The 10,086-nt window shown below is 48.4% G+C and carries 1 protein-coding gene; it reads right to left on the bottom strand.

The genetic code is table 11. The features are described from left to right. Window positions 1-10,028, bottom strand: a 10,028-nt coding sequence (locus POV27_RS17110) for a VCBS domain-containing protein (protein ID WP_272864008.1), incomplete at its 3' end; no start/stop codon positions are given. Window positions 10,029-10,086 lie beyond the last annotated feature (58 nt).

The raw sequence follows: 10,086 nt of genomic DNA, 5'->3' as shown, positions 1-10,086 counted from the left end.
TCCGTTATTTCATCACCGTTGGTCACACCATCACCGTCACAGTCCGTATCGTTCCAGGCCGTCGTTGGTGGTACCGTCTGGCTTGTATAATCTAGGCTACATGGATCTTGTGGATCTGTTCCATCGGCCACTTCGTCACCGTTGGTTACTCCGTCTCCATCACAATCGGCATCGTTCCAGGCCGTTGTTGGTGGCAAGGTCTGACTGGCAAGTACGAAATCACATGGGTCCGTTGGGTCGGTCCCGTCGGTAACTTCGTCACCGTTCGTTACCCCATCACCGTCACAGTCGAGGGCATCCCAAGCAGCAGTCGGCGATACCGTCTGGCTGGCTACATCCAGGCTACACGGATCGGACGGATCCGTTCCATCAGCGATCTCATCACCGTTGGTTACTCCGTCACCATCACAGTCCAATGCTTCCCAAGCCGGGGTGGTCGGAACCGTCTGGCTCGAAAGCATAAAGTCACAAGGATCGGTCGGGTCGGTACCGTCCGTTATTTCATCGCCGTTGGTAACGCCATCGCCATCGCAGTCTCCTGCTTCCCAAGCCGCCGATGGCGGTACCGTTTGGCTAGTATATATCAAATCGCATTCATCAAGAGGATCCGTGCCATCGGCAACCTCGTCCCCGTTGGTCACCCCGTCACCGTCACAGTCAAGGGCATTCCAAGTAGCGGTAACCGCTACGGTCTGATTGCCATCCACATAATCACATGGGTCTTGAGGATCGGTACCATCCGTAATTTCATCCCCATTGATAACACCGTCACCATCACAATCGAGGGCATTCCAGGCAGCTGTAACATTTGCAACCACTTGACTGGTTGCATTATAATCGCAAGGATCTAATGGATCGGTTCCGTCAATTACTTCTTGTCCGTTGGTTACTCCATCCCCATCACAGTCGGCAGTAAGCCAAGCGGCTGTTTGGGTCAATGTTATGAGCACTGGATTGTAGTCACAAGGATCAAATGGATCGGTTCCATTTCCATCGTCTACACCATTCCCGTCCGGATCTATTTCATCACCATTGGTTACCCCATCTCCATCGCAATCCGCATTTTGATAGGTAGTTGATGTTGTTGTATAATCTTGATTGGCGGGATCGTAATCGCACCCATCGTAAGGGTTTGTCCCGTCTGTATCTTCTTGTCCATTGGTCACACCATCGCCATCACAATCGGCAGCTTGCCAAACAGGATTGGTGGTGTCTTCATCTCCAATAGTTCCATCATCCTCGCAAGGATCGTTAGGATCGGTCCCATTCGTATTTTCATCACCATTGGTGGTTCCATCCCCATCACAATCCGCAGCCTGCCAGATTGGGTTGGATGGATCTGGGGTACTTCCCGCTGTGAATACACAAGGATCATTTGGATCGGGATCTGTAGAATCGGGATCGCCATCACCATCTGTATCTGGATCACCTACATCGATAGTAACAGTAGCCTGAACGCATATAGGGGTTCCGGACTCATCATTACATACCTCGTACACCACAGTCACCATCATTCCAGCTTCACTTGGCAGCGGAGTATAGGTAAGTTCACCCGTACTTGCATCGAACACGATGGTTCCGCCTGCAGTACCCGTTCCCGTATCTGTAATGGTAGTGGTTCCTTGGTTGTTAGGATCTGAATTATCCAGATAATCATCATTCCCCAGTATGTCGATCACCACTGGTACTCCCGGGTCGGTAGCTCCACTATCATCTGCAGCTAAGGGTGTCGTTGGATCGGGATCTGTAGTATCTGGATTTCCGTCGCCATCGGCATCGGGATCACATACTCCTACCAATCCGTCTCCATCCAGATCTACATCTGCTGTTGTTACCGCACTTGGTGAAGGACTTTGTCCAGCACCATAAGCTGCGGCGACTACGGTTCCGTCAGGATTCACAGCAGCTGGATCGGTTCCATACTGTCCCGCATCGCCTCCATCGGCTGTAGGGTCATTGTATGCTTCGTTGGCATCGGTACAACCGTCGCCATCACTATCATTGTTTAAATGGTCTGAAATACCTGGGGTAGTTTCTATTGGGGTGTTTCCGCCACCAGCAGAACTCGGTACTCCATTGGCATCTTCCAATCCATCGGCAATTCCGTCGTTATCGGCATCCGTTCCTCCGGATTCAGCCACGTCATAGATACCATCGTTATCGGCATCTAGATCTAAATGGTTCGGGATTCCATCACCGTCAAAGTCGTATCTATCGTCTACACCATCCCCATTAGCATCTACATAGCCAGGTTGGTCTGGGTCCAAGTAATTTGGCACCCCATCGTTATCATCATCGAAACTTGGGGGTGGTAATCCTGGAGATTCATCCGTATCCAGTATACCATCATTATCATCGTCTAAATCGATGTAATCGTTAATCCCATCACCGTCGCTATCAGGTCCTGTAACGGTAATCGTTACCGTTGCAGTAGAGCAAACAGGGGTTCCCGATTCATCATTGCATACTTGGTACACAATGGTTACATCGGTTCCCGCTTCGGCTGCAGTCGGGATATAGGTAATTTCGCCAGTAGCGGGATCGATGGTAACCGTTCCCATAGCGGTTCCGGTTCCGGTATCGGTCACAGTAGTTGTGCCTAGGTTATTTGGGTCATTATTGTCTAAGTAATCGTCGTTGTCCAGAACGCTCACCGTCACGGGTACGCCCACATCGGTCGCGTCTGCATCATCGGCAGCGTTAGGTGTTGTCGGATCTGGGTCGGTGGTATCCGGATTTCCATCACCGTCATCATCGGGATCACAGGCTCCAACAAGACCATCTCCATCGAGATCGATATCTGCTGTTCTTACCGCACTTGGTGAAGGACTTTGTCCAGCACCGTAGGCTGCAGCTACTACTGTTCCGTCAGGGTTCACAGCAGCTGGATCGGTTCCATACTGTCCCGCATCACCCCCATCGGCAGTAGGATCATCGTATGCTTCGTTGGCATCGGTACAACCGTCGCCGTCACTGTCATTGTTTAAATGGTCTGAAATACCTGGGGTAGTTTCTATCGGTGCATTTCCACCTCCCGCAGAACTCGGCACCCCATTGGCATCTACCAATCCATCGGCGATACCATCGTTGTCCGCATCGATTCCTCCCGATTCGGCCACATCGTAGATACCGTCGTTATCGGCATCTAAGTCGAAGTGGTTCGGGATTCCATCACCGTCAAAGTCGTATCTATCATCTACACCATCCCCATTGGTATCCACGTAGCCCGGTTGGTCAGGGTCCAAGTAATTTGGTACCCCATCGTTATCATCATCGAAACTTGGGGGTGGTAATCCTGGAGATTCATCGGTATCGAGAATACCGTCGTTATCGTCGTCTAGGTCGACATAGTCGTTTATTCCATCACCATCGGTATCCGGAAGGTCAGATACTGTAATTGTCACTGTCGCAGTAGAGCAAACAGGGGTTCCCGATTCATCATTGCATACTTGGTACACAATGGTTACATCGGTTCCCGCTTCGGCTGCAGTTGGGATATAGGTAATTTCGCCAGTAGCGGGATCGATGGTAACCGTTCCCATAGCGGTTCCGGTTCCGGTATCGGTCACAGTAGTTGTGCCTAAGTTATTTGGGTCATTATTATCTAAGTAATCGTCATTGTCCAGAACACTTACCGTAACGGGCACCCCTACATCTGTGGCATCCGCATCATCGGTAGCGTTAGGCGTTGTGGGATCTGGGTCTGTAGTATCGGGATTACCATCACCATCGTTATCTGGATCACAGACTCCTACGAGTCCGTCACCATCCAAGTCTACGTCTGGCGTGGTTACTGCTGCTACTGCCCCTGTTGTATAGGAAGCAGCAATGACAGTTCCATCTGGGTTTACGGCAGCGGGATCAGTTCCATACTGACCGCCATCGCCTCCATCGGCTGTGGGATCGTTATAGGCTTCGTTGGCATCACTACAGCCATCTTCATCGCTATCAGCGTCAAGGTAGTCGGGTGTCCCAGGAGTAGGTCCGCTATCGGTAGGAATAAGTCCCGTTCCAGCAGAATCTGGGATACCATTACCGTCGCTATCGATACCGTCGGCCATTCCGTCATTGTTTGCATCGGTCCCTCCTGCTTCTACAACGTCGTATATTCCATCATTGTCTGAATCTAGATCCAGGCAATCTATAACACCATCTCCATCTGTATCGGTGTTTCCAGGTCTCTGTGCTACGAAGATCCCCAAAAGAAGGGCTGATCTACCTCCTCCTGTCGATTGCATATTTATTTCGATTTGACTGGCCCCATCAGATCGGAAGAGTGAATTACCTTGGGTAGAATTATTCAATGAACGTATGGTATTCGTACCAACTCCGGAATAAACACCTCCAGAGTTCATCGTCGTTGGATCGGTAAATGACTCGATAGCAGTCCAAACTGAACCGTTTGTGTTGGCTTCAGCCCATTCAACTACAGAACCTGTATTTTCTGGATCAGTGAAAACAAAATCCAATACCACTGTATTTCCAACAGCATCGACGGCAGCTATATCGAAAGTTATCGAACCGTTTTGACCATTTGCACTCATTCCAATTCTGCCCAATGGAGGAGATGGATATGCAGTTCCGAAACCTCCATTTCCATTTGTTCCATATCCTGAAGGAGTCCATCCATCTGTAGCTCCTGGAGCATTGTCAATAAGTGCTGAAACAGTTAATGTAACCACATCTCCATTAGCTAAGTTGACTACTTGCTGATCTCCAATTTGCCATCCATCCGCCCAGTCTGTATCCGTCCACTCTATAATATGAACATTATCTATGAACATCCCCGTACCTCCCGTGGTGTTTCCAAGCATGGTTACAGGCGGACATTCCACACTGTCCAAAATTCCATCATTGTCGTCATCTTCATCACAACCATCGGGAACCATGTCCCCATCGGCATCGGCATTATCATCAAAGCCAGGACATACGTCTACATCATCGGGGACTCCGTCTCCATCTTGATCTCCAACGGCCACAGTAATGGTCACAACAGCTGTATCGCAGACATCTTCGGGGCCACTTGGTAATCCCAGTGGAGCGAAGTCATTACAAACCTGATATACTACTGTTACCGTAGTTCCGCCTTCTCCAGGTAAAGCTGTATAGGTTAGTTCACCAGTATCGGGGTCAAAAGTTACTACACCTCCAGCTGTACCCAATCCTGTATCACTTATGGTTATGGGATTTGTACTTCCCGCGTTGTTATTTTCCAAGAAATCATCATTCCCGATAATGTTTATTACTTCAGGAACTCCTGCGGTAGCTGTTCCACTATCATCCACAGCCGTGGGCACAAGTGGGTTTGGATCTGTTGTATCTGGGTTTCCGTCGCCATCATCATCGGGATCACAGGCCCCTACAAGTCCGTCCCCGTCCAGGTCCACATCGGGTGTAGTCACCGCACTATTAGTCCCTGTAGAATAATCTGCCGCAACAACAGTTCCATCGGCATTAACTTCTCCATCGGCAATTGTTAAGGGATCACTTGTTCCGTATTGTTCACCGTCACCGCCATCGGCATTGGCGTCATTAAATGCTTCGTTTGCATCACTACAACCGTCATCATCACTATCGGTATCCTGAAAGTCGGGAATTCCATCACCATCACTATTAATTGGTGGATTTCCTGCACCACCATTAGCTGTGTTAGGTACTCCATTATTGTTAGTTGGGTCTCCATCTGTGTCATCTGCCATACCATCGCCGTTCACATCGGTGCCTCCAGTTTCGACCACATCATAAATACCATCGTTGTCCGCATCCAGGTCCAAATGGTCGTATAGTCCGTCCCCATCGGTATCGATAGGTACGCAATAGATCATTTCATACAACTGCGTTGTTACCGTTCCAGAATTTCCATTCTGTTTTCCAGTAGTAACAATTACTTGGTCGACAGGACCATCAATTCTAATTTGTATACTATTATTAGGTGCATTGGCCCCTCCTGCGGTACTAAATACACTTTGCGGGCCGAGAATATTGAGGTTACCTCCTAAGTTAATATCTGTAATGGTAACCGGAACATTAGTTCCTCCTACACTGGCTAATACATCCAAGCGGTCTGAGTTGTCCAAACCTCCCCATTTGAATTCAAGATTGAACACCGGACCGTTAATAAAGTCAAGTGTGTAAACTGATACATCTCCCAAAAGGAAATCTGTATTGTTGGGTTGGAAGTTCGCATATTCTCCATCTGGTGCAATACCTCCGTTATTCTGATTTGAAACTCCTGAAACCCATGCAGGTGTTGTTCCAGGGTTGGATCCAATAAGTTCATACCCTAAGGTAATATCTACCCCACCGTAAGCAAAAGTATTTGCTACAGTTCCTGATACTGCAGTACTTGAAAAGGTTTGACCCAACGCTATGAACGCAGGCGCACAATCCATTTCATCGGTATCTAGAATACCATCATTATCATCGTCGAGGTCTATTGCGTTTATTACGGTATCTCCATCGGTATCATCTGTTGGGAAGGATGCAAGTGCAGGCCCTGCTGGGTCGATAATTTCAGTTGGAGTGGCACTTTCATCTCCCGGAAGGTCATCTGTAATTTGGTACTGTGTTCGCGGTACCATATTGCCAGCGACATTCTCCATGTATTGACCTGCTAAGTAGTGATCGTAAGTAGCGTCTCCAGCACCTGGAGCACTTGATCCATATTTTCTGAAGAAATCTATAGCTGCAATTCCATGCCACCAGTAGTTAATCATGGCACTATCCCCTGGGTTTACACAAATTGCCGTAAAATCTACAAGTCCAACAGGGTAATCGAAATCAGCATCTAATTCACCAACCGCACTTTCGGTTATCGTTTGAATATTAGTAATTTGTGCACAGGTAGAAGAGCTTATTTCTAGGGTTACGTAGGTTCCTGTACCAGACGCATCTGGAAGTGAAGCCACATTTCCTTGTGTGGAATCGAGAATACCATCATTGTTTCCGTCTCCCCCATTGGGTCCTGCATCTTCTACTGCCGCAGGAACTCCGTCCCCATCATCTAAGGGAACACATGACGAATCTGCCGTTCCAGCATTGGGTTCATTGAAAGTACAGGTTATATCGTCTGAAAAAGTTGCTGTAAGGTCTATGGCACTACCATCGGCTGCCATAGTTACTCCTGCGAAAGTGTGCGAAGTAGGGGTATCCAAACTACCCACCGCTACACTTGCCGTTCCATCTCCAGTTAAATCTAAGGTTCCAGTAGCCGGAGGAGCGATAAAGTTCACAGTTACATCTGCCGTGAAGGTATCCGTTCCTGGGTCACAATCATTGTTGGAAACTGCTGCTATAGCGGTAACTGCGCAAGTAGGTGCACAGGAGGCATCTGCAGTCCCAGCATTGGGTTCGTTTAACGTACAAGCAACATCATCTGAGAAAGTTGCAGTAAGATCGATGGCACCTCCATCGGCTGCCATGGTTACTCCTGCGAATGTGTGCGAAGTCGGAGTATCCAAACTTCCTACCGCCACACTTGCTGTTCCGTCCCCTGTGAGATCAAGGGTTCCTGTGGCTGGTGGAGTGGAAAAGGTCACTGTTACATCGGCCGTAAATGTATCTGTTCCCGGGTCACAATCATTGTTGGATACCGCCGCTATGGCCGTAATGCCACAAGAAGCAGCACAGGAAGGATCGGCCGTACCGGCGTTGGGTTCATTGAACGTACAAGCAACATCATCTGAAAATGTTGCGGTAAGGTCTATGGCGGCTCCATCGGCTACCATGGTAACCCCAGTAAAGGTATGAGAGGTAGCGGTATCCAAACTTCCCACCGCTACGCTAGCTGTTCCATCCCCAGTGAGATCCAGGGTTCCTGTGGCTGGAGCTCCAGAAAAGGTAACCGTTACATCGGCCGTAAAGGTATCAGTACCAGGATCACAATCGTTATTGGAAACGGCGGCTATGGCCGTAATTGCACAGGCCACAAAGCTTCCATTAATGGTGATCGTAAGATTGGCTGTATCGGTATTTCCTCCAGGGCCAATAGAATCTATTAAGGTATATGGAATTACATCCATTAATGTACTTCCCACAGGCAAGGTCGCCACTGCGGGATTGGCAGCATCTACCGTATAGGTATAGGTTCCATCACTGTTAAGGGTAATGAATCCATAGGTAGTGGCATAGGAGACCCCAACGTTGGCTGCACTACCGTCCACAGCACTTACACGAGGAGCCCCCGTTGCCTGCCAAATCATATCGGAAATGGCCGCGATCTGTCCACCGTTATCTGCTGCGGTGGCATCGGGTCCATAATTATACGCTACTACTACTTGGGTTACGGGATTAGGGAAGTTGATAACTACATTTCCATGGGCATCTTCGGGTACAACGGACCCTGTTCCGTAAAAGGTATCCACCCCTACGGTAACAACCGAACCGGATACCTGAGGAATAAAGCTTACTGGGGTTCCCCCATTGGATCCGGTTACAGTCATTAAATCCTGCCAAGAGTCCCCTTGGGACCAATCTATATCTGATAAGGTAAAGCTGAGGTTTACCACGGGTTCATCGAAATCCATGGTAAGCACCGATGAAGCCGATGGATTCACGTTGGCATCTACAGCGAAGCCGAAATAACCAAAATGTCCTCCATTGGTGAAGGTTTGATATACTACTTGGTCTTGATCGGGTATCCCAATATTGTCGGGATCTGAAGAGGTAAATGATACTGTTACACCTGTAGTTGCCTCTGTTCTATTCTGGCCTCCTACAGGTCCTGAAAGTCCTCCGAAAACCCCTCCGGGAGCGCTAAATTCGTTTTCCCAAACAAAGATAGCCAAAGGTCTATCTGCGGTGTCCACACCGAATCCATCGTCGTCGAAGATAACATCCCCGTTGGCAGTAGGACTTGTCCCTACAGTCACAGCATTCGTATTGTCCGTTGCCACGGGGAGTTCATCTACTCCGTTGATGGTAATGGTTATAAAACCAAAATCGGTGAACCCTAATACATCCTGGACACCGTAAGATATAATGTCATCTATGGACTCTCCTGCTGAGAGTCCAGCTACGGCAATGTTGCTCACATCTACCGAATACGAGTAACTTCCATTAGCCAGCACCGTAATGGTACCATACGTGGAAGCAAAGGGAGTTCCTACAGAAGCTGAATACCCATTTACTTCAGAAATGGAAATAGAATCTCCAGGTGTAGGATCGCTGTCATTGGCTAATAAATTGCCAGTTACTGGTGTTACTGCATTGGCCAAAATACTGTTGGCGTCGTCTACAGCCACTGGCGCAAATCCTACATTAATAAAGGAGTTGGCCGATACCGTATTGTCGGGATCGGTTACGGCCACATTCATGATACGGGTACCTTCGGTGGCCCCCGGATTCAATTGATTTCCGTAAAGGAAATTGGAAAGAAAAATATTGAAGTCGGAGGTTGGGATGGGGCCTCCCCCTAATCGGGCCACATTCAACACTCCGACTGCAGGGTTTGTTACTCTTAATGTCACTGTACCTGCGGTAATATTGGTTGCTGGCTGGAAAGCGCTACCGAGATCGAATACTCCGGCAATGGCTCCCGAACCACTATCTACTATACCTATAAGTTCATTCACCCCATCGACCGCACCTGTGAAAGAGAAAACGGCACTGGTCATGCTTCCTGAAGTTGTTGTTACGAAAGCTCCAAACTCGGTTGTAGGACCCACCGACCCGGGGGTGGGAACACTGAATATTGTGGCATCCACACCTGCTCCTGCTCCATTCAGATCGACGGCGGTGACCGTCCGGCTACCCAAAGGAGGGGTTGCTATTTTTTTGTTTTGATAGTAGGACTGGATGGTCCTTACTTCAAGGTTTTCCGGGCCAAACCTGAAACATCCCTGATCGAAAATATGCGATGTACTAGGGTCTATGTTACTGTTTGTTTGACTGGAAATACTACGATTCTGTGCTAAGGTTACCGAGCTAGTGGCGGTTAAAAGGAATAGCACGAAAAGGAAAATAAGTCTTTTAACGCTGGTTAAAAGGGTTTCATTTTCGGGTACAGTGGAATGCGTAATGATTCTCATAAGCTTATAGAATAAGTTAATGTATCTTCACAAATCGTCTGTCCCAAAGGTTATTCAC

It is taken from the genome of Aureisphaera galaxeae (genome assembly GCF_028561275.1).
GTDB classification, from domain to species: Bacteria; Bacteroidota; Bacteroidia; order Flavobacteriales; family Flavobacteriaceae; genus Aureisphaera; species Aureisphaera galaxeae.
Note: the sequence above shows the minus strand (reverse complement) of the source record. Positions and strands in the feature narration are given on the sequence as shown.